The organism is Pseudomonas sp. GW821-FHT01A09, from assembly GCF_058986725.1.
In genome coordinates this window covers 38,298-64,314 of record NZ_JBYSWB010000026.1, presented here as the reverse complement: position 1 = coordinate 64,314, position 26,017 = coordinate 38,298, and the positions used below count along the sequence as shown (strand labels likewise).

The following is a 26,017-nucleotide window of genomic DNA, read 5'->3' as shown; positions in this document are numbered from 1 at the left end:
ATGCATGTTTGATTTCTCGATCTGGGACATCGCCCGCAATCTGCTGCTGGCCATGCGCTGGACCATCGGCCTGTCGCTGATCGCTTTCGTCGGCGGCGGTGTGGTCGGCGCCTTGCTGGTGATGACCCGACTGTCCGGCGGCAGGTGGCTGCGGCTGCTGGTGGTCGGCTACGTGCAGCTGTTCCAGGGCACGCCACTGCTGCTGCAGCTGTTTCTGGTGTACTTCGGCCTGGCCATGTTCGGCCTCGAAACCTCGTCGATGATGGCCGCGGCGATCTGCCTGACGCTGTACGCCAGCGCCTATCTCGCCGAGATCTGGCGCGGCTGCGTCGAATCGATCCACAAAGGCCAATGGGAAGCCGCCAGCAGCCTGGCCCTGAGCTTCACCGAGCAATTGCGCTACGTGATCGTGCCGCAGGCCCTGCGTGTCGCCATCGCGCCGACGGTCGGCTTCATGGTGCAGATCATCAAGGCCACGGCGTTGACCTCGGTCATCGGTTTCGTCGAGATGACCCGCGCCGGACAGATCATCACCAATGCCACCTTTCAACCGTTCGCGATCTACGGCGCCGTGGCGTTGATGTATTTCGCTTTGTGCTTCCCGCTGTCGCTGTACAGCCGACGCCTTGAACACCGACTTCGCCGCTGAGGGCCCCGCCATGACCGTTTCACCACACACCCAGGCGCCCTTCGCGCTGATCGATATCCAGGGCTTGCGCAAGCGCTTTGGCGATAACGAAGTGCTCAAGGGCGTCGACCTGCAGATCAACCGCCGTGAGGTGATCAGCATCATCGGCAAGAGCGGCTCCGGCAAAAGCACCCTGCTGCGCTGCCTCAATGGCCTGGAGACCTTCGAACACGGCTCGGTCAGCGTCGACGGCCAGGCGATCCGCCCGGGCGATCGCGCGGCCCTGCGGGCGCTGCGCCAGGAAGTCGGCATGATCTTCCAGAACTTCAACCTGTTCCCGCACCTGAGCGCCGGCGAGAACGTCATGCTTGCGCCACGCCTGGTCCAGAAAGTCGGCCGCCCTGAAGCCCAGAGTCAGGCGCGCAAGCTGCTCGCCCGGGTCGGCCTGGGCGAGCGCTTCGACGCACTCCCGGAGCAACTGTCCGGCGGCCAGCAGCAGCGGGTGGCCATCGCCCGAGCGCTGGCCATGAACCCACAGGTGATGCTCTGCGACGAGATCACCTCGGCGCTGGACCCGGAGCTGGTGGGCGAGGTGCTGCAGGTGGTCGAGGGGCTCGCCAAAGAGGGCATGACCCTGATCATGGTGACCCACGAAATGGCCTTCGCCCGCCGGGTCAGCGATCGGGTGATTTTCATGCACCAGGGCCGCGTTCACGAGGCCGGCCCGCCCGAGCAGTTATTCAACGCGCCGCAGACTCCCGAGCTGCAGCGCTTCCTGTCATTGGACCAATGAGCGGCCAGTAGCCCTTGCTTGAATTGCACGCTGTTTCGAATTGAACGTTTACCCAATCGCACTCTTTGTCGTTGAACCCAGGAGACAACCATGGACTTCCCGCTGACCGTCGCACCGAGCAAAAAACATCAGAGCTTTCTCTGGTCGCCCATCTGCACCGACCTGGACAACCTCGACGCCCACGTGGCCATTCTCGGCATACCCTATGGCCGCGCCTATGTGGCTGAACATATCAGCAACGACCAAAGCAAGGCGCCGGACGCTATCCGCGCCATGAGCGATCGCATCTGCCGCGCCCTGCACCACTACGACTTCGATGTGAACGGGCCGATCTACGACAACCGCGCGCTCAAGGTGGTGGACTGCGGCAACGTACCGGCCGACCCGAATAACCTGGGGGCCACCTCGGAGCGCGCCGAGCAGGCCGTGCGCAAGATACTCGATGCCGGCGCCCTGCCGATCGTGCTCGGTGGCGACCACAGCATTCCGATCCCGATCCTGCGCGCCTACGCCGGCCGCGGCGAGATCACCTTGATTCATATCGACGCTCACCTGGACTGGCGCGAAGAGATCAACGGCGAACGCGAAGGCCTGTCCAGCCCGATCCGCCGCGCTTCGGAAATGGAGCACATCGGCGAGATCTTCCAGATCGGTCTGCGTGCCCAGGGCAGCGGCCGCCCCGCCGATTACCAGGCCGCCGTGGACTATGGCGCGCACCTGATCACCGCCTATGACGTGCACGACGAAGGCATGCAATCGGTGCTCGAGCGCATCCCGGATGGCGGCAACTACTACCTGACCATCGATGCCGACGGTCTCGACCCGGCCATCATGCCGGGCGTCGCCGGCCCGGCGCTGGGTGGCGTGACCTATGTGCAGATGCGCAAGCTGATCCACGGTCTGGTCAAGAAAGGCAAAGTGGTGGGCATGGACATCGTCGAGATCACCCCCAGCATCGACGTCAACAACATCAGTTGCATCACCGCCGGACGCCTGATCGTCAACCTGATCGGCGCGGCCGTGCGTGCGGATTACTTCGATGCCGAGCGGCTCTGAGTCAGCGCACTGACCGCAGCGGGCCGGGGCTGGCCCGCGCCCTTGCCCGGCCGGACGGCACCGCAGCCGGGGCCCCGATGGCGTATCATCGCGCTTTGCTCATCGCTCGGAAGTCGTCATGACCACCCAACCCCTCCCCGCCCAGACCCGCTCCTGGGCATTCTGGTGCAAACCCGCGTTGTTCGTGCTGGTGGCCGTGATCGGCCTGTACTACGTCAAGTGGTCACCCTATTACCTCAAGTCCTTCGTCGCCGCCGACAGCCACAGCATCGGCGGCTCGATCATCAACGATCATCCCGATTCACCGCTGAGCGCCGCCCTCGCCTACGCCCAGGTGTACTTCCTGGCCATCTGGAAAGCCGCGGTGCTGGCGGTGATTCTCGGTTCGCTGGTGCAAGTCTTGATCCCCCGCGACTGGTTGCTGCGGGTGTTCGGCAAGGCCGGCTTCGGCTCGACGCTGCGTGGCGGCCTGTTCGCGTTGCCGGGCATGATGTGCAGCTGCTGCGCGGCGCCGGTCGCGGCCGGGCTGCGGCGGCAGAACGTCTCGGTGGGCGCGGCATTGGCGTTCTGGATCGCCAACCCGGTGCTCAACCCGGCCACGCTGATCTTCATGGGCTTCGTGCTGGGCTGGCAGTTCACTGCGCTGCGTCTGGTGGCCGGGGTGGTGCTGGTGCTGGGCGTGGCGTTGTTCGCCCAGCGCATCTCGCGGCCCGAGACCCTGCCAGAAGCGGCGCGGGACGCCGTGCAGGTCGCCAGCAGCGCCGACACCGGCAGCCTGCTGGCGCGCTGGATGCGCTCGCTGTGGCAGCTGTTCTGGACCACCATTCCGATCTACGTGCTGGCGGTGCTGGTACTCGGCGCTGCGCGCGTGTGGCTATTCCCCCACGTCGATGGTGCCATGGGCAACGGCTGGCTGTGGCTGGTGCCGCTGGCGATCGTCGGCACGTTGTTCGTGATTCCCACGGCGGCGGAAATCCCCATCGTGCAGACACTCATGGGCCTCGGCCTGGGCACCGCGCCGGCGGTGGCGCTGTTGATGACGCTGCCCAGCGTCAGCCTGCCGTCGCTGTTGATGCTGCGCACCTCGTTCGACCGCCGGGTGCTGGTGGCCGTGGCGCTGCTGACCATGCTGGTGGGCATCGTCAGCGGCGCCATCGGTGCGCTGCTGCTCTAGACCGCAGCGCTTGCAAGACGCCGCCGCGCTCAGGTGCGGCGGCGCTGGCGCAGGTAGTCCCTGACCGCGGCGTGGTCACCGGCAAATTCGATGCGCTTGGCCTTGCTGTCGCGCTGATAGGCGTACATCGGATCGTAGTATTCGTTGAGCAGCAGCTCGATCCACTGCCGATGCGCATCCACCTGTGCGCTGGCGAGCTGCACGGCCAGGGCATCGTCCATGATCGCCGCCAGACGCTGATAGCGCTCACCGCCCAGCCGCTTGAGGTTGCTCGCCAGGCTCTGGCGCAAACGCTCGGCGAAGGCGTTGAACCCTTGCTCCGCGCCATGGGCCGCGACGAACTCGGCGCACAGGTCGATCACGTAATCCTTGAGAATCCGCTCGACGCGGTGCTCGACGCTGTCCTGCAGCCACACCATCGGCGCGGCCTGCATCTGCCGGAACAGCGACAGCGGCACGGCGCGGCTGCCGATGGCCCGGCCTTCGTCCTCCAGCACCAGCGACTCGGCACCGCGATGGCGCTTCTTGAGGATGTCCACGGCCAGGGCGTTTTCGAAATCGATCTGCCCAGGCTGGCCGCTGACGCGCTTGCCGAAGCTGGAACCGCGGTGGTTGGCATGGCCCTCAAGGTCGACACCGTTGTCCAGTTCGACCAGCACCTCGGTCTTGCCGGAACCGGTCAGGCCACCGACCAGCACCAGCTCGCATTCCTGCGCCGCCGCGTCGAGGGTGTCGATCAAGAAGCTGCGCATCGCCTTGTAACCACCCAGCACCCGCGGGTACGGGGCACCGGCGACGTCCTTGAGCCACTGCTGAGTGATCTGCGAGCGCAGCCCGCCACGAAAGCAATACAGATAGCCCTCGGGCTCGCCTCGGACGAACTCGGCCCAGGCCTCGATCCGCGCCTGCTGGGTCGCGCCGGATACCAGCCGATGCCCCAGCTCGATGGCGGCCTGCTGCCCCTGTTGCTTGTAGGCGGTGCCGACGGCCTCGCGCTCGGCGTCGTTCATGAGCGGCAGGTTGCGCGACTGGGCAAATGCGCCCTTGGCGAACTCCACCGGCGCGCGCACGTCCATCAGCGGGATGTCGTTCAAGAAGATATGCCGCAGATCGGCGCTGTTGTCGCGCATCAGAACACCTCGACGGCGTGGGCCTGTCGCTCCACCAGGGTGCCGATGGGGCGCAGGTCCAGGCCCAGCTCGGTGGCGGTTTGCAGAAACTGCGCCTGGCCCTCGGGCGCCACCGCTACCAGCAGGCCGCCGCTGGTTTGCGGATCGCAGAGCAGATGCTTTTGCCACTCGCTCAACTGGCCGATGCGGCCGCCGTAGCTGTCGAAGTTGCGCAGCGTGCCGCCCGGAATGCAGCCTTGCTCGAGGTAATGATCGACACTGGCCAGGCGCGGCACCGCATCGGCCTCAAGGCGTGCGGTCAGCTGACTGCCGTCGGCCATTTCCACCAAGTGGCCGAGCAGGCCGAAGCCGGTGACGTCGGTCATCGCCGTGACCCCGGCCAGCTTGCCGAAGCGGCTGCCGGCGGTGTTGAGGGTACACATCTGATCGCGGGCCAGGCCGATGTCCGCTTCGCGCAGCAGGCCCTTTTTCTCGGCGGTGGTGAGCACGCCGATGCCCAGCGGCTTGGTCAGGTACAGGGTGCTGCCGAGGGTGGCGGTGTCGTTGCGTTTCATGAAGCGCTTCTGGACCAGGCCGGTGACCGCCAGGCCGAAGATCGGCTCCGGGGCGTCGATGGAATGGCCGCCCGCCAGCGGGATGCCGGCGGCGTCGCACACGGCGCGCCCCCCGCGGATGACTTCGCGGGCGATTTGCGGTGCGAGCAGATTGACCGGCCAGCCGAGAATGGCGATGGCCATGATCGGATCGCCGCCCATGGCGTAGATATCGCTGATAGCGTTGGTGGCGGCGATGCGGCCGAAATCGTATGGATCGTCGACGATCGGCATGAAGAAGTCGGTGGTCGAGACCACCCCACGCTCGTCATCGATGGCATACACCGCGGCGTCGTCGCGCGAGGCGTTGCCGACCCACAGGCGTGGGTCGAGGTTCTGGGCGCCGCTGCCGGCCAGGATCACTTCCAGCACCTGGGGCGAGATCTTGCAGCCGCAGCCGGCGCCGTGGCTGTATTGGGTCAAGCGGACCGGTTCGCTCATGGGGGATGCGCCTCTGTGTGTAAAGGGGCAGCATTCTAGCAGAGCGCAGCCCCCGGTCGGATGACAAGCCCGACAGGATGAACCGCCGCGTCGAGCATCACCACGTCAAGCGATAGCCGAGGTTGAATGCCCATGGGCGTTTCAGGGCCGGACTGTCGCTGGTCTCGAAATCGGCATACAACTGATGCCCGCCCACCGACGCCGTCATCCCGGCGCCGGCATACCAGCCGCCGCCATTGCCATCGGGATGACTGGCGATATCGTTGGTCTTGATCCGATTGCGTGTCGCGATGTCCTGGCTCCAACCCAGCTTGAGGTAAGGCTGCACAGTGGTCTGACCGTCCGCCAGCCATTGCCGCCCGAGCAAGGTGCCTGCGCGGATCTGCGTCGACACACCTTCACCGGCGTCGACGCGCAGCCCGTTGCTGGTCTGATACTTGTCGCCGCCGCCATACAGCGCCGATATCTGCCCCTGAGGCTCGAGAAACCAACCATCGCGCAGGTGCAGACGCTTTCCGGCTTCGACCGACAGGCCGGCACCGTGGCTGCGCGTATGGGCACTGACGCGGTCACCATCGCTGGTCTGCACATCGAAGCGCGTCGACCAGCGATTGAGGGTCAGCAGGCTGTCGGCGTACCACCCCGTGTCGTCAAGATAGGTGGCATAGGCACCCAAGTGGTAGCTCTCCAGCCTGCCGCTGCCCTCGTCATGGAAATCGCGATCGCTGAGGCTGTAGCCGACCAGGCCACCGAGGATCCACGATCCGCCATGGGTACTGGCACGGCCGTCCACTCCGAGTTGCAGACCATTGACGTGCTGCGAAAAGCTACGCCCGACGCCGTTGTCTATCAGCTGTTTCTGCCCGTAGCTGCGCAGCCAGACACCTGCCTGGCCATTGTCCTTGCGCACCTCACCGAGGCGCTGGATCAAGCTGTTGCGTTCGGCGTCCCAGGTGTCGCGCAGGGTTGCCAGGGCGCTGCTGTCGATCGCCGCGCTGGCGGTGGTGGAAAGATTCCCTGGCGCAGGCCGGGGCGGTTGTGGCCCAGGCAATGATGGCTCGGGCGACGGCTGCGGCGCGGGCGATGGTTCGCTCGGATCCGGCACGACCGGGGTCTGACCGACGTTCACCAGGCTCCAGCGTGAATCGGTGGCGCCGCTATCGAGCCGCTCCAGCGCGTAGCGATAAGTCCCCGCGTCGACCACCTGGCCACGGTTGGCCAGAACGAAGCCGCCCTTGCCACCTTGGCTCTGTACCAAGGTCAAACGGCCACCGCTGGTGGACGGTTCCGACCCGCTGTCGTGCACCAGAATCCGATTGTTGCCCGTCACCTGCCCGCCGACGTCAAGACGGTCGCCGCGCAGGGCGCCCAGGTTAGTGTTCATGTGGTAGTCGCCATCGCCCTGCAAATCGCCAGCGACCTTGAGGCGCAGGAAGACATCGCCCGACGGGGCAGCGAATTGCACCCTTCCATGGTTGCTCAACTGGCCGACTGCGGAGTCGCCGCGCAGCGTCCACTGACTGGAGCCGTCGATATCAAGGCGCGACGCCGCAGCGCCATCCTCGACCGCGCCGTCGAGCCGCGAGTGTTCGCGCAAGTTCATCTGCAGCGAACCTGCGTCCACCTTGATGTCGCCCTTGATCCGCGATTGGCGACTGTCGATATCGACCGTCTCGGCGGCGACGCCATTCGCCGCGTCGGTGAGCCATAACGCCAGCGCGGGTTGATCGGCACTGCTGCTGCCACCGATCAGGCTGCTGTTATCCAACACTGCGCTCAAGCCGCCACCCGCGACCCGCAACGCACCGCTGTTGTGCGCCTGCACCTGGCTGTCGGTAATGGTCAGTTGATTGACTACCGCTTCGCCCGTCGCCTGGCTGACCAGCGCATAGGCCTTGGCCCCGTTGGTCTCCAGGCGCGTGTCAGCCAGACTGGCGACGGCGTTGTTGCTGATCGACAGACCATAGGCCGAGGTCCCCTCGGTCTGCACCGTTGTCGCGCTGGTTTGAATCGAGGCGCCTGCGCCGGAGGCGAACAAGGCATGGCCCAGTTCGCCGTGGGTCGTGACGCGGCTGTCCTGCAGGGCGATCCGTGCCTTGGGCAAGCGTGCCACCGCCGCCATCGAGCCGGTGCCGAACGTCTGGATGTCGACGCTGCGCACATCGAAAGTTGCCGCGGGATCATCGCCCTGTTGACCGACTATGTCGGTCGATGCATACAAGGCGTGGGCGGAATCGCCATGGGTGATCACGCTGCCTCCCTGCATCAGGAACGCGCCCGCACGGTTGTCCACCGCGGGCGCCTGAGCCCCCCAGGTTTCAAGGGTGCTGTCGCGGACCTCGGCGCGGCTGTGATCGCCCGGCATCCAGATCGCCGAACCATACTTGCCCTGGGTCGTGACCTCAACGCCCTCAAGATCGGCGAAGGATCCGCTGGCGTTGAGGTTGATGCCATTGCCAGCCTGCGAGACGATGCGCGACTGGCGCACGAACGCCTGGCCGCCCACGGCCTGGGAGCTGGGCCGGATCAAGATGCCGTCGGCGTTGGCGGTGATGCTGCCATTGCTGAAATACAGCCGGCCGTCCTGCAGATCCACACCCTGCGAGTAGAAGGATTCGGCCGTCACGCCATCAGCGTTGATGAGGCTGTCGGCGCCGGTTATCGCAAAGACCGCTGCGTACCGTCCGTACGTCAGCGCGGTGACGTTGGCCAACTCAAAGGCCGCGCCGCTCTGGGCCCTGACGGCGTAGGCCGAGTTGCCGGTGGTGGCGACCGTCGTGCCGTTGGCGCGCAGCAGTGAGCCCGCGCCCATTGCCGACAAGCCATCACCGACCAAGCCGCTGGTACTCACCGTCCCGCCGACCAGTTGCGCCGTGGCGCCACTGTCGACCAGCACGCCCCGGCCACGACTGCCACTGGCGACGATGTCACTGTCCTGAAGCGTGAGCAGCGAGCCTGTACCGCGTGCATTCGCTCCATCGCCGAAATAGCCGGTGGCGATGATCGTGGAATGTTCCAAACGCGCCTGCCCCCCGGACACTGCCTGCACGCCCGTGACAGCGTCGTTGTCGCTGGCAGCGTTGGCGCGGACGCCGAGTGCGAGCCCGACGAATTGATTGCGCTCGCCGCTGACGCTGATGGCCGCTCCCTTTCCGGTATGGGTGACGTGGTCACCGTTCAGGGTGAGCGACTCGCCCGCCTGGGACGACAGGTCGATCTGATCATACTGGGCCGCGTCCGCTGGCGATAACGCCGCCACTAACGCATAACTGATGGCCAGGCTGATCGGCTGTTTGCGCAAACGTGTCATTCATGACTCCTTGTACAACTATGACAAAAACATGGCAGGGCAATACTGATCGCGACACAGTTGTCGTCAGGATTCAGCGCCCACATGGAAGCGTGCGTTTGAGTTCATCAAATGCAGTTATTTATTTGCCAGCCAACCTGTCAAACAATGCAGGATAGTGATGGCTTCAGTCTTTTAAGTTCTGAAGCCCCCATTAAAACCATGGCACTGTCGATCGATGCATCGGTTGTATTCATTGATAGCTGACAGTCACTGTTGCAGTGCCTTTGACCAGCCCGGCCGTTACGCAATTGGGGCCCGCTTCGCTCTGATAATATCGGACCAGATAAGGCAGATTGAAAGATCCGGAACCGTTCAATACCGATCCGATCACGTTCGTCGTGCCTAATATCACCGGGACCGTGTTATCGGCGCCCACTATCTGTAAAGCGATGCAGGAAGCGCTGTTGGCGCCACTCTGCGGTTTGATCAATCCCTGGCTACCGTCCGCCAACAACTTGTCGGCATCAATGCTCATGGTCACTGCGCCATTGGCGCCTGAACAGGTGAAGGTGATGGGAAACGCAGTATCGCCGCTGGTGGCTCCCAGGGCCCGGAATCGGCCAATGGGTACCGGCGCCAGGGTCACAGACGAATCACTGATGGAACAGGTACCCGTCTGTGGGATTATTTCGCTGCCGCCGCCGCTGATTCGGGTAGTCAGAAAGATCCCACTGTTGAAGGGATAAACAGACTGAGAAATATTGTTGGTATAGGTACCACTGGCGAGTGCCCCGGAACCGATAGTGTCACTTAGCTTTACAAGTTCCACCACCACCGAGCCGCCAACATTCACCACCAGGGTGTTCTGCGCAACGGAGCCGCTCACGCCAGGCATGCCCAGTTGCCAGGTCGTCTGCTCTCCCGCATAAAAAGGTGCGGCGGACTTGGCGGGTATCCAGGATGTTCTCATGCCAACACCGGCGATATTAGTCGTATAGACATGGGGTATTGCCGTCAGTGTTCCTTTGGCAACTCGCCAATCGGTGATATCACCCGGCCTGCACGAAAGAATCGCAAAGAACGAACCGGCGATTGGATATTCCTGGCTATAAAACACTTCGCCTACCCTGGTACCTGACGGAACCGATACCGGGCCCATGGCAATATCGACCACAGCGCCTTCCTGATAATTGGGCATCATGCCGCAGTAAGCGGCATAGACCGAAGATGGAAACAACATCAGCGCAATGACGCGCAGCAACCCATATAACGAAAGAAGTGCACTTGTATTTTTCATCGACTGCTCAGGCTTGCGCCGCCTCGTGGAACGCAGGGTGCTTGCGCGCGTTGCATCGCGTCGCCGTCGACCATTGCGGCCAGACGATAATCGACCTGGCAACTGCCATCCCCTCCCAGGCTCACCTTCAGGGTGCCGCTGTCACCGATCCCTTGTACAAACACGTTGTCGCCCTGCCCCACCACTCCCACCACATTGCCGCTGACATCGCGGACGTCCGCGCCAAAAGGCAATTTCAGGCTTTTGCCGTTGGAGATATGAATGACCGCGGACTTGCCGACCCGAGTCTCAAAATCGACCTGCACTATCGCGCCGGCGAAGGGTGCGACCTGCTGGGTGGTGTTCTGGAAGGCCACATCCATCGAGCTGCCTTTCGGATCAAGGCTGACCGTGTTCATGCGATACGGCGAAAGGTACGGCATGACGCCATAGCCCTGTTTGTCGAGCACCAGCCCCGACAACCCGCCAACGCTCGCTCCCGCGGCGCCCGGCGCTGAGACCAGGGCGATGGTGTCCCCGGTATTGGGTGAAAAGGTCACGCCGCCGCTGTGGGCGACCAGGCTGCCATCGCTGCCCAGGGACAACGACTTGTAATCGCCGCCTTGTTCGTAGGCCGCGCGCACCGTACTGCGTGTCCCGCGATATTGCGCATTGACGCTGCCCGAGTCGGAGCTGGAGGTATCGCTGGCTTGGGTCACCCCGTAGCTCAAGCGCCCGGCATCATCGGCAACCCCGCTGAGGTAGTTGCGCAGCGAGCTGCCGCGTCCACGCGCCGTGGTGTACTGGGTACTCAAGGTCGGCGATCTGGCGCTGTTGCCCAGCGGGATGTTGAAACTGAGAAAATATTGGGTCTGGGCGCCGATCATTTCATCGTTGTTACGACTGGCGCTGATGCTGTAACTGACATCGCCGACAGTGCCGTTGAAGCCCAACTCGAACTGCCGGCTGGTGCTGTCTTCCCCGCCCCAGCGCTGGCTGGTGGAGCCGGTGAGGAACAGGGAGCCATAGGTACCGATCGGCTGATCGATACTGATGTCGAAGCGGTCACGCTCGCTGTTATACCAGAGGTCGTCGCGCGCCACTGGCAGCTTGCTCCGTTCCCGGGTGTAGACCGCTTGCGAGAGGGTCATGTATCTGGACGATGAGTAGCGATAGGCCGCCAAGGTAAAGTTGGTGCCGGTTTCGACCAGGCGCTTGCTATAGGCGAGCTTGACGCTTTTGCCGGCTGCCGTACCCAGGCCGCTGGCCAATTCGGTTTGTTCCTGGATCAGATCCAGCGAAAAAGCCCCTAACGGGGTATTCAAACCCGCGCCTATCAACCCGGACCTGAAGCCCTCGCTGAGCTGGAATCCCCCGTAGCCGGTAAGGTAATTATTGAGGCCGTGGTACCAGGTGCCTTGCAGAAGATGAGCGTCGTGCGCCGCCGAAAGGTTGTACAGCTTGCCGGCGACCACGTCGTATTTATTGCGCCCCGGCCGCATCAGATTGCTCACCGACGCATAGGGAACGCTGAACCGCCGCACATCGCCGTCGGCCTCTGTCACTACCACATCCAGGTCGCCGCCATAGCCGGTGGGGTACAGGTCATCGATGACGAAATTCCCCGGCGTCACCGTCGTTTGATACAGCTTGATATCGTTCTGCCAAACTTCTACGCGTGCATTGCTTCGCGCGAAACTGCGGATGGTCGGGGCAAAGCCGATTTGCGAGTCCGGATACATACGTTCATCAGAGGCCAGGCTGACGCCTCGCACGGCGATGCTGTCGAAGCCGGCACCCTGGGTATTGATCTCTCCCAGCGTGGCCAGGCTCTTGATACTTGCCAGCGGCCGCTGAACATAGGTCGACAATCTGTTCCATTGCGCTTTCGAGCCGTTGTTCCAGCTGATGTTGGCGTTGTGGCGAAACTGCCATAAACCTATGTTGAATGCGCCGCGCAGGCCCAGGTAAGCCGAGTCGCGAGTGCCGGCATAGTCGCTCTTGCTGTCGAAATAATTGAAGTTGTAATCGACCTTGGCCGCCGAAATACCGGCATCCCAGTACTCGGGCTCGACATAGCCACGGGGTATATGACGCAAACTCGCCTGTGGCAGTTGCAGATAGAGTTTCTGCTGCGCAAGGTCGGCATAGGAACGCGCCTCTGATATCGCGCTTTCCACCGTGCGACAGCCACTGTAGTCGAGCAACTGATGGGTATCGACACCGAAGCGGCGCAACTCATCGGTGGACAGACAGGCCTGGGCCAGATTCTTCTTTCCGGCATCGATGAACTTGACCTTGGCGCGGGTCACTTGTTTGCCATTGATATACACATCCAGATCGTAACGGCCGGGCAAGATGGGATTACCTTTTTGATAGCGTGACATATCCAGGCGTTTTGCATTGCCTACCAGAAATGAACTGTTGAACTCAGCGTCTTGCTGATCGTTGTGCTCGGCGGCAGGTGGCAACGGCGACTCTGCGGCCATCAGGCGCTGCTCCGCGCCGCTGACAAACAGACACACCACCGCCCACGCGCGAACAATAGTGCTTTGCCGCCGCTGCGTTAGATACGTCCTCGACAATCGTGACTTGTTTGAAGAGTGCCTCATATACCCTGACCACTTCAGTAACTTCGCCCACGGCTGGCCCGCTCGGAGAAAGCCAACCGATGGCGTTTCACCGACTCTCGGAGCCAGATCTCAATGTGTGCAGGCGATTGTTTCGACGATGAGCGCGCTCAGGCAATGCCGAGCCGCCCTATTCAATCCGTGAATCGACGACCTTGAGTGCGCCGTAATCATTGATGTATTCGAATCTCACTTCGCCATCGTGCAGCGGATCGTGCAACGCACTGCCGCGGGTGAGATCGAACACCTTTTCGCCAGACGGGGCGATCATATGGGTACCGTCGCGGTTGCTTAACGTTTCCCCACCTTCCTGGGTGTTGACCTCGGCGAAAGAGATATAAAACGGTGATGTATTGCGGCAGTGCAACTGCCAGACATTCCCCTGCTTTTGCAAACGCCACTTCAGGTTTTTTGCGGCGTCGTGCAAGGTCGTGGCCATCTTTGTGGGCCGATAGAACACTTTTATCCTGCTCTGCACCGCCAACAACAGATTGTTTTTGTCTTTCGACGTCTGCGGGACCGGCGGAATCTCGAGCACATTCAGCCAGAACAGTGACTCGCGATCCGCAGGCAGCACCGCCCCCTCAAAGAAGATCCGCAAGGTTTGCGACCCCTGACCTTCGATGCGGGTGATCGGAGGATTGATCAAGAATGGCGCGGTGCTGTTCTCCGGCGTGGAACCGGTCGATCCGTCATCCATCCAGGCTTGCACCAACGCCGGGGCGGTGCCTTTATTGGACAGTGCAATAGTGACCTCGCGCTCGCCTTGCGGATACACCAGGCGTGTGCCTCCCAGCACGATGTTGGCATGCGCGCTGAAGCTCAGTACATAACTGGCAAGGCAACCGATAAACAGACTATAAATGCGCATAATAGGGGTAATACCCTCCGCGCAAAGAATGCGCGGAGGGTCATTCTCAGTTATAGCTCAGTTGATATTTTACCTGGCTCTTTACCAGGCCCGCAGTGGACGTTCCGGTCGCGTAATACTGAACGCCGTAGATCATTTCTGCGGCGTTATTCTGTACCGTGAAGCTTTTTGCCCCGCCAGCATCACCGGGTTTGATGGCACTGTTGTCGTCAGTATTGAACAGTTGCAGACCGACGTTAGTCGCGGCGGTCGCACCACTCAGCTGATTTTTAAGCAGGCCCGAACTCAGGTCCACCTGGCTGGCGTCATACAGAAACTGAGCGCGCACATTCTTTACCGAGGCCGAGCAGTTATCCACCGCTATGCGGAAGTTCGAGGGCACGGCGGTGGCGCCGGCCTGACTCAGATCCGCGACCTTTGCGGTGGCCAGGTCCACGGTGAAATCCCCGGTCGAACCGGTAGTGACTTCACAGGTTTCATCGGTGACTTTGCCGTTGAAGGTAATAGTCCCTGATTCGGCCGCATTGGCACCGTTCGGCATCATTGCCAATCCGAAGGTGGTCCAGACGGCTGCCCCTACAGACAACATAAAACGCTTATTCATAAATCCTACCCATCAACCAGTTTAGATAATCCAAGTACACTACTTTGCCTGCGTCAGGCAAACTCAACTCTCATTTGCTGATTTGGCGTCGTGCATCCTCCTTTTGATTGGCTCCCTGAACTGAAACAGCTCTCTGCGGCACGACAGAGATACCGGCAGCACTGTTAATTGCAGCGCTGAACCCATTATCGACAGCGTCAATACGGACGTCTTTAAAGAAATGCCACTTTTGTAAAATGTGTCGCCAAGCCTTATATCGATGCTGAGTCTGATTCAGCGCGTGACAAATCCAGGCATACTTCGTCACGGTAATTGGAGGGCGTGACGCCTATGAGACTCTTGAAGCAAGAACACATATGCGCGTGGTCCGAGAACCCGCACTTGTAGGCGATATCGCTGAGCGCCAACTCGCTGCGCTGCAGCAGTTCGCAGGCCTTGTTGACCCTTTCCAACATGACGTACTGATGAGGCGTCTGACCGATGGCGGCGCGGAACTGATTGATAAACGCAGATCGCCCCAACCCGGCGATCGCTGCGAGGTCCTCAATGCGCAACGCGCTGCTCAAGTTGCTTTTCACATGTTCAATGACCGGTTCGAACACCCGGATCTGCCGCGCGCTGGTCGTATACTGTTTGCGTCCGCCGCGCAGCGCCAATGTATGCAAGGCGATCGCCCGCGCCAGGCAATCGGCTTTCAACGCGGCTACTGCACCGGGTTGCTCCAACGCCAGTTTCAGGCTGCGCAGCATCAAGCTCAGGCCGCGGTCATGCAGGCCAAAAGTGGAAACGATCGGCGAATGCACGTTTTTACCCACGCTCATGGCACTAGAGGCGGCCTCACGGAACAACTCGGCACGAATGAACACATGGAGCACCTTGGTAGTATTGCCAAGCTCCAGATGCACTACGTCCTTGGGGCCGATCAGCACCACACTGTCCGTCGGTAGTAACGCACAGCGATGGCGGTAATCATTGGACAGCCTGACCTTCAACGGTCTCAGCGGCACGACGAACCAGATGTCCCTGGTCGCGTGGTAAGTCGCTTGGTGGGGCTGCTCGTGGGTGACTTCAGCATAGACATTCGCCCAGCCCAATCCCTCGCTGGAACGAATCGGGTAGATATCTTGATGATCCGCCAGGCATGTCTCGTGTCGGCGGAATTCATTATTACTTCGAAACTGCGGCATGACATAGACCCAAAATGTGCTATTGCCTCAAGTCATCAAGAGACAAAATCAATCGGAAATACGGCATCAGGTGGTTTAAGCAAACGGGTGATCAGCACTCATCAGCAACTTGTATGAGCGATGTACGCTTTGAGTGACATTTATAACTTGCGGTCGCCCCTGACGATTCATCGCTGACCGCCAGCGCTGTTATTGGCTGAGCCTGTATTGATCCATTTTGCAGTCGACGCGGCGTGCTGTCTTTGAGATAAATCTGAAAGCACCGCACTTTTTTTGCTGTGCAGCTTTATCACCCACACCTGCGCTGCAGTTATTGAATCATGGCGCTCCGAGTCCACGGCGCCAACCATTGACCACCACCGCCAGCACAATCTGCATACCCTTGAATAGACGATCGTTATTGAAAAAGATTGGCCTGCACACAAAACGCCAAAAGATCCTGATCGCTGTCCACTTCAAGCTTGCGCCGTGCCGAGATCTTTTGCGCACTGACTGTTTTAGTACTTCTGTTCAGGGCGCAGGCTATTTCAATCCCGCTCTTGCCTGCCACAAAGTGTCTGAGCACTTCATACTCCTTGCCGGACAAGCGGGCGATACGCGCTTGTACCTCATCGCCACCAGGGGACGGCACCTGGGCCCGTGCCAATGCTGGCGCGCGATAGATCCCGCCGCCCGGCAACGACCTGAGCGCAAGCATGATTTCCTTGAGGTCACCGTTTTTGAGGATGACCCCAGACACTCCCAGGTCGTACAGATTGGCGAGTACCAGGGGATTGGACAGCATGGTCAGAATCAGCAGGCGCGTGCGAGGGAAACGTCGGCGTAGATATTCTACGAATTTGAGGCCATCGCCATAGGCTTCATCGCCCGGCATGTAGTAATCCGTGATGACGACGTCAGGCGCGCAGGCCTCGCAGAGCCTAACCAGATCACTCGGCCCCTGAGCGGTACCCAGCACACGGTAGCGCTCGTCGCGCTCGATTATTTCCTGAACACCCAACAGCACTATCGGGTGATCGTCAGCGATGACCACGGTCGTTTTATTCAAGGTTGTGCAATCCACTTTCGGTCATGGGTCATGAGGTCAGGTCATCGATATCGATATCGAGCGCAGAATCACGCCCGATCAGCCGCTCCAGCAACCCCTCGAGCGTATTCAACAGGCCGGCCAGCTCATTGGCAAAACCACGCTCGATGTGCTCGCCAGGCATCAGCCGCTCAAGGCGTTCGCAGGCCTGGGCGAGATGGCGTGCTTGCACCACCTCGAGAGCGCCTCTCAGGCGATGCAGCTGGCCTTCGACTGCCGCTTTGTCACCGTCTTGCAGGGCGCCCCGCAAGCGTTGGATATCCACCCGCAGGGTCTTGATGAACAAAGCCCGCATGCGCGGTGAAACGTCGATTTCATCGAGAACGTCTTGAGCGCCGTCGCTGCGGGGCGGCAAGGCACCGGCCGGGCAAAGACGTTGCAGCACTTCATGCAACTGCGCCAGGTTCACAGGTTTGACCAGCCAGGCGTCCAGACCGGCGCCGGCCGCTGGATCGGCAAGCTCGAAGGCGGCGCTGGCGGTGATGCCCACGATGGGCACGGTAGCGCCCTGCCCTCGCAACGCCCGCACCCACTCGAGCCCGCCCATGACCGGCATGTTGAGATCGGTCAGCACGGCATCGACATCCCCACACCAACCCTGCAGCGCTTCGTGACCATTGCTCGCCAAAGTGACGTGGCAACCGAGGGTCTGCAGTTGTTCTTCGAGCAAGGCCTGGTTGATCGGGTTGTCCTCCACCACCAGCACGCGCAATGCGAGCTGGCCTGGCATGAGCGGTTGCGCCGGCAGCGCCACGGGTACAGATGCCTGCCCAGGTGCGGGGAGCGCGGTCGGCTCCGAAAGTTGCGGGGGCGAGACCGGCAGGCTCACACAGAAGCTGAAACAGCTACCTGCGCCTGGCTCGCTGGCAACCTGCAACCGCGCCTGCATCAACTCGGCCAGCCGCGCACAGATGGACAGGCCCAGGCCGGTGCCATTGACGCGGTGGTCGTTGCGATGGGCCTGATAGAAGGGTTCGAACAAACGCTGCTGCTGGTCTGCGGCGATGCCGGGGCCGGTATCCGCGACCTGCCAATTCAGTACCAGACGGGATCCGACGCTTTCGGTACCGAGAGACACCGTCACCACGCCCTGCTCGGTGAACTTCAAGGCATTGCCAAGCAGATTGCCGAGCACCTGACGAATACGCAGGGCATCGCCCTCGACCCTGCTCGCAGTTTGCACATCGATGCAGACATCCAGTCGCAGGCCTTTGCGCTCGGCTACGCCGGCATATCCCGCGGCGATGGTCTGGGTCAACGCCACCGGATCGAATGCCGAGCCGCTGAGCGTCATCTCCCCCGCCTCGATCTTTGACGCGTCGAGCACATCGCTGACCAATTGCAGCAGTAGCGCCGAGGACTGCTCGATGGTTTCGAGATAGTTGCGCTGCTGCCGGGACAGCGGCGTGAGCGCCAACAGCTCCAAGGTGCCCAAGGCGCCGTACAGCGGGGTGCGAATCTCGTGACTCATGGTCGCCAGGAACCGCGACTTGGCCGCGCTGGCGGCGTCGGCGTCACGCTTCGCGGCGGCCAATATGCGCTCGGCCGACTTGTGCGCGCTGATGTCATTGAAGGCGCAAAGTACAACTTCCTCACCTTGATAGCGGGCCAGGGCAAAACTGGCGTGCAACGTGTTGCCGTCGGGATTTTCGAAGTTCAGCTCGGTGAGCGGCGGGCCTTGATCCGCTGCCAGGCCCCAGGCGGCGCTCATCTGCTCGACCCGCTGCGCGTCCCCAAGCAACAGCTCGACCAGCGGATTGTGCATCAGCAGTCGCCCGTCGGCGCGCCGCAGCACACACAGCGCCACCGGAGCGGTCTGGAGCACCGCACGACTGAAGGTATCGCTTTCGACGATTTCCTGATGCGCCTGGCGTGCTGGCAGTATCACCCTGCGCGAATACCAGCGCATCGCCGCCCAGCTGGCCATCAGCGTAGCGAGCAGCACCAGCACCGCGCCCAGAAGTTGCCATTTGGCATAGCCGAAAAAACTCTGGTAGCCCATTTGATAGAGCGCCGTCCACCCGCCCGCGGTGGCTCCACCGACCTTGAACACCAGGCCGTGGGTGGTGAGATTCAAATCTGGCCGCAAGTCATCAGGCGCGCCAACCGACTCGATCAACGAGTCCCCTTGCGGCGACATCAATTGCAGATGGTCGTAGACCGGCCTGTCGATCAACTGCTCCGGGTCGTAGATCCGATCCAGGTTCAACAGGGTCACGGCCAGCACCTGACGCTTTGCATCGGGCGCCCACCACAGCGCGTCCGGCAGTTGAAAACCAAGATAACCGATCAGCTCGGCGGGTTGCCCCGGGTCCAGGGGCCGCGCGCGCTGCCAGCGCACCATCGCGCCAGCGGGGGCCGACAGGGCGTCGTGGACAGTGCTGTAGATCATATCTACCACGGCCAGATAGCTGCGTTGAGTCAGCGCCCCCTGCCCCGGAAAATGGCCGATCGCGGGCACCGCCAGGCTGGTATTGCCCTGCGCTCCGATGATGAACACCTGGGGGGCCACATAAAAGGATGTGCTCCAGTAGTGGCTGTAGAAATCGGCCAGCATCACGCCAAGGACGAAATTGCCTGGGTGCAGGCCTGACTGCCCATGCCGTTGCGCGACCGTGAAGGGCATCGAGAAGCTGTATTGACTGCCTTCATGAAGCTGCGCACCGGCCTCATCGATAACGAGCCGGTGCTGGGCGGTCACCGCGCCCATGTCTTGGCGCTGCGCCGACTCGTTGCCGTGACGCGCGATACGCGTGAGGAAATCCTCGTGCTGATGCAGGCTGCCGATGAGCCGCTTGAAGTGCAGGTCGACGTTGCTGCGCTGTTGCTCGACCAGCCGACTCAATGACCAATAACACGCCGCGACCATCAACAGGTTCAGCGCGATCGCACAGACCAGCACGACATTGAGTCGCAGCGAAGTATTGGCCAGCTTGCGAATCAGGCGGTAGTTGTATTCCGGCATGCAAAGGGGTCCGGTAGGGAAACGAAGGCACTGCCTTGAGCATAGGCTGGCCGCATTCAAGTCTATGCGCGTTTATCACACCGGCATAAGGCTTTCACCTCATCAGCGGCGTGCCGCCCGCCGTTAACGTCCACCCACGGCTCTATGTCAAACTGTACCCCGCACGCAGCCTATGCCCCGTATAGAGATTGGATCGAGATGAGCAAAAATTTTTCTACCTTGCAAGACGTCGCCGATGCCGTCGGCATGTCCCGAGCACAGGTAGCGCGAGCCCTGCGCGGTGACAAGTGCGTGCGCCCGCAGACCCGCGAACGCATCAGCGCCATCGCCGCTCAACTCGATTACCGCCCCAATCTGGCAGCGCGCAGCCTCGCCGAAGCGCGATCGTCGATCGTTGGCCTGGTCATCGGCGACCCTAACAACCCGTTTCATATCCAACTGGCGCAGGCCGTCGATCGCGAATTGTCGGATGCCGGTTTCGATCCGGTGACCTCGTTGCGCTCGCTCGAAGACGCCAGCGCGCTGCGCGAATCCGAACGGCTGCTGCGCCTGCGTGCGGCCGGAGTGATCATGATCGCTACCCCGCATTCGACCAGGACGGTCATCAATATCGCCGATAAACTGCCTTGCGTTTATATCGGCAGCCGAACCATCGCCCACCCGAACGTCACGGCGATCGCCGTCGATGACGAGTCCGCTGTGCGGGCCGCCATGCACCATCTGCTGTCGCTCGGCCACACGCGCATCGCCCATCTGGGCGGCGGGTCCGAGGCGTCGGCGCGCCAGCGGACCAAGGCGTACTGCACCGTCATGCACGAAGCCGGGCTGGCGCCGGTGTTTCTGCGCGGCTCGCACGACGCTGCGTCCGGGCGCCGGGGTGTCGATCAACTGTTCAGCGCAGCGCAACCGCCGACTGCCATTTTTGCCTCCAACGACTTCATCGCTTTGGGCGTCATGGACCGTCTCAAGGCCATGGGGCTGGCGGTACCGCAGGACGTGTCGGTGATTGGTTTCGATGACATTCCCGAGGCCGCCAACGAGGTATTTTCGCTCTCGACCCTACGCCAGGACACCGATCAGCAAGCCAAGGCAGCCGTCGATGCGCTGAAGGTGATTCTGGCCGGCAAAGTCAAACCGGTACGGCGCCGACTCATGTCTGCAGAGCTGATCGTGCGTCGTTCCTGCGCCGCGCCCAAACCTGCCTGAGGCTCTAGCCCGGGATTCCTGCGCATTCATTCATTTGACGTGGCAAATAGCCGCACATAACATGCGCCCCTTCCAGTGGATCCGACGGCCGGTGCTCGCACTCGTGCCTCGAGATCGCTGGAATTTTTTTCGGGCCAAATGAGACCGCTCTCATGGGCATGAGGCCGCGGCTGACTGGAATCCTCCAGCCATGGGCATACGACAGGAGCACACATGAAACGACGTAGCGTGATCAAGGCAGGTCTGGTGCTGATCGCCACCAGTGCCGCCGCCGCGGTGTATCGCCCGGCCGGCGCCGCCTTGCGGGTACTGAACGGTGGCGGCCGCTGGCTGGCCAAAGAAACCCAGCCACCGATTCCGGCAGATCCGAGCCGCCGCATGTTTCTGACCGACAAGGAAGTCGCGCAGATCACGGCCATCTTCGACCGTCTGATTCCCGCCGACGAGATCAGCGTCAGTGCCTCCGCGGCCGGCTGCGTGGTGTTCATCGATCACCAGCTGTCCGGCGACTACGGCAAAGGCACCTGGCGTTATCGCGCTGGCCCGCAGCAACAAGGTACCGCCGCCCAAGGCGACCAATCCCTGGACGGCCCGGCCGACCTCTACCGCAAAGGACTCGCCGAACTCGACGCCTACTGCCTCAAAGAGCTGCAAGGCGCTTTCGAAAGCTTGTCGCCCGAGCAGCAGGACGCACTGCTCGAGCGCATGGAGCACGGCCAGGTGAAGCTCGCCTCGACGCCGTCCGAGCTGCTGTTCAAGCAGATGCTGGCCAACGTCCAGGAAGGCTACTTCGCCGACCCGCTCTACGGTGGCAACAAGGACATGGTCGGCTGGAAGATGATCGGTTTCCCCGGCTCGCGCTACGACTACCGCGACTACGTCGAACAGCGTGGACAGAAGCTGAACATCATCCCGGTGAGCATCGTCGGCCGAGTCTGATTAGCCCGTGAAAACATATAACGCCACCAAGGCGTAGCCTGATTGGGAAGTACACACATGACCTATACAAGACCGAAAGCCGATGTCGTGATCGTCGGCCTGGGTTGGGCCGGATCGCTGATGGCCGAAGAACTCACTCGCGCCGGCCTCGACGTTGTCGCGATCGAGCGCGGCGTCTGGGAAGAGGCCAACAAGAACTATCCGCCGAGCATCGCCGCCGACGAACTGCGCTACGGCGCCCGGCGCGAGGCGCTCAAGCCGCCGAGCGTCGAAACCCTGACCTTTCGCAACAATCCGCGCCAGACCGCCCTGCCCGGCCGGGACTTCAACATCTGGCAGATGGGTTTCAGCGTCGGCGGCGCCGGCAAGCACTGGGCGGCCAACGCCTGGCGGTTCAACCCGTCGGACTTCACCATGGCCACCCGAGTCAAGGATCGTTACCACAACATGAAACTGGCCGACGGCTTGATCGTGCAGGACTGGGGCGTGACCTATGACGACCTCGAACCCCACTACGATCGCTGGGAAAAAATCGCCGGCATCGCCGGCAAGGCCGGGGTCATCAACGGCCAGGTCCAGGCTGGCGGCAACCCCTTTGAAGGCTCGCGTACCAGCGACTACCCGACCCCGGCCATGGCCCGCTCGCATTGGAACGAGAAATTCCGCGCGGTCACCGAGACCATGGGCCTGCACCCCTTCCCGATCCCGGCCGGCACCATCGGTGCGCCCTATACCAATCCGTTGGGCGTCAACCTCGCCCCCTGCACCTACTGCGGCTTCTGTGGTTTCTACGGCTGCGGCAACTGGTCGAAATCCTCGCCGAACGCCTGCGTGATCCCGGCTCTGGTGCAGCGTCGCAACTTCACCCTGCTCACCGAATGCACCGTGCTCAAGGCCGAGAAAGCCCCGGACGGCAAGACGGTCACCGGCGTGACTTTCAAGGATTCGGACGCCAATCTGGGGTTTCAACCCGCTGACATCGTGGTGTTCTCGGCGTATCAGCTGGACAACGTGCGCCTGTTGCTGCTGTCGCAGATCGGCACTCCTTACGACCCGGCAACCCGCACCGGCACCGTGGGGCGTGCCTACAACTACCAGACCATGTCGTACGGGTTCCTGTACTACGAAAACGAGCAGATGAACCCGTTCATCTCCACCGGCGCCCTGTCGACCCAGATCGATGACTTCAACGGCGACAACTTCGATCACACCGGTCTGGGCTTCATTGGCGGCGCGGGCATCCAGGCGTTGTCGGACCAGGGCACGCCCATCAGCATGACCGATCGCGTACCGACCGGCACCCGGTTGTGGGGCTCGCAGTGGAAGAAAGCCTTCCAGCAGAGCTACCAGAATTACGCCAAGATCCAGGGCCAGGGCACCTCGTACTCCCACGTTGACTCTTACCTGTCGCTCGACCCGACCTACAAAGACGCCAACGGCCAGCCGCTGCTGCGCATGACCTTCGACTACAACGACAATGATCGACGCATGTCGACCTTCGTCAGGGGCAAGATCGACGAGATCTGCCACAAGAGCGGCGCCAAGAGTTGGGAAACCGTGTCGTTCCCCGACCAGCCCAACTCGCCGATGCGCGGCTACGACAGCTCGCACACCATCGGTGGCGCAGTCATCGGCCTCGATCCGGCCACCTCGGTGCTCAACCGCTATCAGCAATGCTGGGACGTGCACAACCTGTTCGTCTGCGGGGCGTCTTCGTACCCCAACAACGGCGGCTACAACCCCACCGGGACCCTGAGCGCCCTGACCCTCTGGACGGCCAAGGCCATCATCAACGACTACATCCGCCAGCCTGGCTTGCTGACACGATAAGGAGATCGCCATGAGCAAGTTCAAGACTATTGCCGCGGCCATTGTGGGCTGCGCGATCATCGGCGGTGCGGGCTTCATCGGCTTCGCCCAGTACGGCGAACACAAGCGCTTCGCTGCCATCGACAGCCGCCTGACAAGCAACGACGCAGCCCAGCTCAAACGCGGTGAATACGTCGCGGCGGCGGGCGATTGCGCCGCCTGCCACACCGCCCCCGGCGGCCAGAGCTACGCCGGTGGCTATGCGTTGCAAACGCCGTTTGGCACCATCAAGGCCTCCAACATCACCCAGGATGCCGATACCGGTATCGGCGGCTGGACCCTGGAGCAGTTCGACAAGGCCGTGCGCCACGGCATCGGCAATCACGGTTACCTGTACCCGGCCATGCCCTACAACGCGTACAGCAAAATGAGCGATCAGGACATCGCCGACCTCTACGCCTACATCAAGACCGTCCCGGCCGTGAAGCAAAAGGTGGTGGAGAACGCGCTGCCCTTCCCGTTCAACCAGCGCATGCTGCTGGCCGGCTGGAACCTGCTGTTCTTCAAGGATGAGCGCTTCAGTGCCGTGCCGGGCGTGACACCGCTGGTGGCGCGCGGGGATTATCTGGTCAACGGCCCAGGCCATTGCGCGGCGTGTCACACCGCGAAGAACCTGCTCGGCGGCGATGTCGCCGAGACCTTCCAGGGCGGCACCTTGCAAGGCTGGCACGCGCCCGACCTGACCTCCAACCCGCACACCGGCCTGGGTAAATGGAACAGCGAAGACATCGTCAGCTACCTGAAAACCGGCACCAGCCGCCAGGCCGCCGCTGCCGGGCCGATGCTCGAAGCCGTGGAAAACTCCACCCAGCACCTGACTGACGATGACCTGCACGCCATCACCGCCTACTTGCAGCAACTGCCTGCCAGCAAGAACGAGGTGCCGGCAGCCGTTGCGGCAACCGACCCGCAGATGATCAAGGGACGCTTGGTGTTCGAAAGCCAGTGCGAGGCCTGCCACACCTCCAGCGGCGCCGGTGTGCGGCAGATGATCCCGCAACTGCGCGACAACGCGCAGGTCAACGCCAAGGACCCTTCCAGCCTGCTGAACGTGGTGCTCAAGGGTGCGGACGGACCACTGACCGCGGGCAACCCGACCGCTGCGGGCATGCCGTGCTTCGACTGGAAGCTAGGCGATGAAGATATCGCCGCGGTGCAGACCTATATCCGCAACAGCTGGGGCAACAGCGCGTCCAGAGTCAGTGCCGAGCAGGTGCACAAGGCGCGCGGGGAACTGGGCGCTCGCGCCTGGATCGGCCACTGATGGGTCCTGCCCGCGCCGGTACGTGAGTGGCTGACCATGCCGGGGCCTTGGCGCCCCGGCATCGACGATCCAGCGTGATCGCCGCTCGTGCGAGCGCAGTGATCAACCGCCGAAAGTGGAATTCGACCAGCTCTCCACTGTACGCACCAGCTCGGTCAAATCCCGCCCGGCGCCGTCCTGCTGCGCCGCGACATTCCACAGTTGGCGCGCGGCGTTGCCCAGCCACATGGGCACGCCCAGCGCCTGGCATTCCTCGACCGCAAGGCCGATGTCCTTGCACACGCTGGACATCGGGAAACCAAAGTCGAACGTGCCGGGCAGCACGTGCCTGGGGAATTTATCCAGTGTTGCGCCATTCTTGCCGCTGCCGGCGTTGATCACCGACAGCATCACCTGCGGGTCGAGCCCGCCTTTGACGCCCGCGACAAAGGCCTCGCTGGTGATGGCGAAGGCGGTGGTCGAGAGCATGTTGTTGAGCAGCTTGAGCAACTGTCCCTGCCCCGGTTGCTCGCCGACGATGAACACCTTGCCGAATACCTCCAACAGTCCACGCACGCGCTCGATCGCTTCGGGACTACCGGCGGCCATCAGCGCCAGGGTGCCTTTTTCGGCACCGGCGGCGCCACCGCTGACGGGCGCATCCACCGTGGCGATTCCCCGCACCGCAAGGCCAGTGGCAACCGCCTGCTCGGCCCGCGAGCCAACGGTGGACAGGTCGACCAGAATGCGTACCGCGCGGCCCTCGACGATACCCTCAGCGCCCAGCGTCACCGCCTTGAAGATCGCCGGGCTCGGCAGGCTGGTGAATATCACCTCGGCGTGGTCGGCGACCTCGCGCACGCTCTCGGCCACCCGCGCTCCTAGCGCTGCGAGCTCCTCCAGTGCACCGCGATCCGTATCGTAGATCGTCAGCGCATGCCCTTGCTGCACAAGGCGCCGCGCCATCGGACGGCCCATGACGCCCACGCCAATGAAACCCAGTTGTGTGTCGACCATGTTCGAACTCCTGTTG

Annotated in this window: 19 protein-coding genes; 8 read left to right on the top strand and 11 right to left on the bottom strand. The window is 62.2% G+C overall.

Going from position 1 to position 26,017, the window contains the following annotated elements; genetic code table 11:
- Window positions 1-4 precede the first annotated feature (4 nt).
- The 4 genes from AC3WJP_RS23445 to AC3WJP_RS23430 all read left to right on the top strand — a co-directional run bounded on the left by AC3WJP_RS23445 (window position 5) and on the right by AC3WJP_RS23430 (window position 3,651).
- The gene (locus AC3WJP_RS23445) at window positions 5-649 is read left to right on the top strand and encodes an amino acid ABC transporter permease (RefSeq protein WP_493723173.1); all 645 of its coding nucleotides are present in this window, start codon (window positions 5-7) and stop codon (window positions 647-649) included.
- Window positions 650-659: 10 nt separating this feature from the next.
- A complete protein-coding gene (locus AC3WJP_RS23440) occupies window positions 660-1,421 on the top strand; it encodes an amino acid ABC transporter ATP-binding protein (RefSeq protein WP_493723174.1) in 762 nt (253 codons plus the stop codon).
- A gap of 90 nt (window positions 1,422-1,511) precedes the next feature.
- Window positions 1,512-2,477 (top strand): agmatinase, encoded by a 966-nt coding sequence (locus tag AC3WJP_RS23435; protein ID WP_493723175.1) that lies wholly within the window; start codon window positions 1,512-1,514, stop codon window positions 2,475-2,477.
- Between the two features lie 118 nt (window positions 2,478-2,595).
- Window positions 2,596-3,651, top strand: coding sequence for a permease (locus AC3WJP_RS23430; RefSeq protein WP_493723176.1), 1,056 nt, complete (start codon window positions 2,596-2,598; stop codon window positions 3,649-3,651).
- Between the two features lie 29 nt (window positions 3,652-3,680).
- Here AC3WJP_RS23430 and mnmH read toward each other — a convergent pair whose 3' ends face one another.
- The 10 genes from mnmH to AC3WJP_RS23380 form a co-directional block, all read right to left on the bottom strand.
- The gene (gene mnmH, locus AC3WJP_RS23425) at window positions 3,681-4,781 is read right to left on the bottom strand and encodes a tRNA 2-selenouridine(34) synthase MnmH (protein WP_493723177.1); all 1,101 of its coding nucleotides are present in this window, start codon (window positions 4,779-4,781) and stop codon (window positions 3,681-3,683) included.
- Complete coding sequence (gene selD / locus AC3WJP_RS23420; protein WP_493723178.1) at window positions 4,781-5,815, bottom strand: selenide, water dikinase SelD; 1,035 nt, start codon at window positions 5,813-5,815, stop codon at window positions 4,781-4,783. The genes mnmH and selD overlap by 1 nt, the downstream gene beginning before the upstream one ends.
- Window positions 5,816-5,912: 97 nt before the next feature.
- Window positions 5,913-9,125, bottom strand: coding sequence for an autotransporter outer membrane beta-barrel domain-containing protein (locus tag AC3WJP_RS23415; RefSeq protein ID WP_493723179.1), 3,213 nt, complete (start codon window positions 9,123-9,125; stop codon window positions 5,913-5,915).
- Window positions 9,126-9,357: 232 nt separating this feature from the next.
- Window positions 9,358-10,404 carry a fimbrial protein gene (locus tag AC3WJP_RS23410; protein ID WP_493723180.1) on the bottom strand — a complete coding sequence of 349 codons (1,047 nt, stop codon included), beginning with the start codon at window positions 10,402-10,404 and terminating at the stop codon, window positions 9,358-9,360.
- Window positions 10,401-12,872, bottom strand: coding sequence for a fimbria/pilus outer membrane usher protein (locus AC3WJP_RS23405; RefSeq protein WP_493723181.1), 2,472 nt, complete (start codon window positions 12,870-12,872; stop codon window positions 10,401-10,403). Before AC3WJP_RS23405 ends, AC3WJP_RS23410 begins: the two co-directional genes overlap by 4 nt.
- A 271-nt stretch (window positions 12,873-13,143) precedes the next feature.
- On the bottom strand, window positions 13,144-13,884 hold the full coding sequence (locus AC3WJP_RS23400; protein ID WP_493723182.1) for a fimbrial biogenesis chaperone: 741 nt from the start codon (window positions 13,882-13,884) through the stop codon (window positions 13,144-13,146).
- 46 nt (window positions 13,885-13,930) lie between these two features.
- A complete protein-coding gene (locus AC3WJP_RS23395; RefSeq protein ID WP_493723183.1) occupies window positions 13,931-14,488 on the bottom strand; it encodes a fimbrial protein in 558 nt (185 codons plus the stop codon).
- A gap of 251 nt (window positions 14,489-14,739) precedes the next feature.
- Window positions 14,740-15,675 (bottom strand): helix-turn-helix domain-containing protein, encoded by a 936-nt coding sequence (locus AC3WJP_RS23390; RefSeq protein WP_493723184.1) that lies wholly within the window; start codon window positions 15,673-15,675, stop codon window positions 14,740-14,742.
- A gap of 397 nt (window positions 15,676-16,072) precedes the next feature.
- On the bottom strand, window positions 16,073-16,723 hold the full coding sequence (locus tag AC3WJP_RS23385) for a response regulator (RefSeq protein WP_493723185.1): 651 nt from the start codon (window positions 16,721-16,723) through the stop codon (window positions 16,073-16,075).
- A gap of 28 nt (window positions 16,724-16,751) precedes the next feature.
- Window positions 16,752-19,727, bottom strand: coding sequence for an ATP-binding protein (locus tag AC3WJP_RS23380; protein WP_493723186.1), 2,976 nt, complete (start codon window positions 19,725-19,727; stop codon window positions 16,752-16,754).
- Window positions 19,728-19,925: 198 nt separating this feature from the next.
- On the opposite strand from AC3WJP_RS23380, the gene AC3WJP_RS23375 reads away from it, so the two are divergent.
- From AC3WJP_RS23375 to AC3WJP_RS23360, 4 genes are all read left to right on the top strand, one after another.
- Window positions 19,926-20,933 (top strand): LacI family DNA-binding transcriptional regulator, encoded by a 1,008-nt coding sequence (locus AC3WJP_RS23375; protein WP_493723187.1) that lies wholly within the window; start codon window positions 19,926-19,928, stop codon window positions 20,931-20,933.
- 213 nt (window positions 20,934-21,146) lie between these two features.
- On the top strand, window positions 21,147-21,872 hold the full coding sequence (locus AC3WJP_RS23370; RefSeq protein WP_493723188.1) for a gluconate 2-dehydrogenase subunit 3 family protein: 726 nt from the start codon (window positions 21,147-21,149) through the stop codon (window positions 21,870-21,872).
- A 57-nt stretch (window positions 21,873-21,929) separates the two neighbouring features.
- Window positions 21,930-23,702: a GMC family oxidoreductase gene (locus AC3WJP_RS23365; RefSeq protein WP_493723189.1), complete on the top strand. Its 1,773-nt coding sequence runs from the start codon at window positions 21,930-21,932 to the stop codon at window positions 23,700-23,702.
- Between the two features lie 10 nt (window positions 23,703-23,712).
- Window positions 23,713-25,005: a cytochrome c gene (locus AC3WJP_RS23360; protein WP_493723190.1), complete on the top strand. Its 1,293-nt coding sequence runs from the start codon at window positions 23,713-23,715 to the stop codon at window positions 25,003-25,005.
- A gap of 102 nt (window positions 25,006-25,107) precedes the next feature.
- Here the strand turns inward: AC3WJP_RS23360 and AC3WJP_RS23355 are convergent, their stop codons facing one another.
- Window positions 25,108-26,001, bottom strand: a complete 894-nt coding sequence (locus AC3WJP_RS23355) for an NAD(P)-dependent oxidoreductase (protein WP_493723191.1) — start codon at window positions 25,999-26,001, stop codon at window positions 25,108-25,110.
- Window positions 26,002-26,017: the final 16 nt, after the last annotated feature.